Annotated in this window: 1 protein-coding gene; it reads right to left on the bottom strand. The window is 45.3% G+C overall.

The window, feature by feature from the left end:
• On the bottom strand, positions 1-715 hold a 715-nt coding region (locus EJV45_RS19635), incomplete at its 3' end, for a transposase (protein ID WP_165305031.1).
• Between the last annotated feature and the right edge of the window lie 146 nt (positions 716-861).

The following is an 861-nucleotide window of genomic DNA, read 5'->3' as shown; positions in this document are numbered from 1 at the left end:
AAACTGTACCGAATGCTTTTATTCCAGCTCTTTCCACCAGCTCGTACCACCTGGCAAGTTTTGTGAACCCAACCTCCTTGTCCTTAGTCTTAGAAAAGATATGAGAAAGTTTTCTGCTCAGCAGATAGGCTTCTTCCAGTTTTGGATAGCGTTCGAAAAGTATTTCCGCGCGCTGTAGCTGTGAAGGTGTCCAGTTGCCTTCATCCTTGAACAGCAGGTGCCTGCTGCGAGCAAGTAGCTGTTTCAAACTATCTCCGTTTTCAAGAAGTTCTGGCAAATAGGGCTTCCCAACCTCCTTGGCCAGTTCAATCTCTTTGCTTTCCTGGTCTATAGCTTCCCATCGGTATTCTATTCTTAATTGCTGCACTGCATCCCCGGCCAGTTGCTGAACATGGAACCTGTCGGACACCAATTGAGCCAATGGAAATGACCGGCGTGCAATACGCTCCATGGTTGGCGCCAGATCTAAGGTAACTTCCTGAACTTTTTTGCGTAGCCGGTATGGAATACGCTCAAGTACCTCTATTACACGCTCGCTGACAGTGCCTTTAACAACTGCAAGTAAAGCTCCCTTTTTTCCGCGGGCAGCCTTATTGGTCAACACTGTGTACAATTCACCTTGGGATAAACATACCTCATCCAAACTTAAATGCGGACCTATGTTTTGTGGAAAAAGTATCCAATCTTGCGCGTGATCGAGCTGATCCCAGGTCATGAATCCGCTCAAATACCTGATGTATTGTTCCTGCAGTCGTTTACCATCCAATTGAAAAAGCTGTCCTAAAAGTTTACAGCTTATTGGATGATTATCAATTAAATCCTTTTAAAAAAGCAGCGAATTCCGCTGTTAACCGTGTGCCT

The sequence above is a fragment of the Pedobacter sp. SYP-B3415 genome (assembly GCF_004138205.1).
Taxonomy (GTDB): Bacteria; Bacteroidota; Bacteroidia; order Sphingobacteriales; family Sphingobacteriaceae; genus Pedobacter.
Note: the sequence above shows the minus strand (reverse complement) of the source record. Positions and strands in the feature narration are given on the sequence as shown.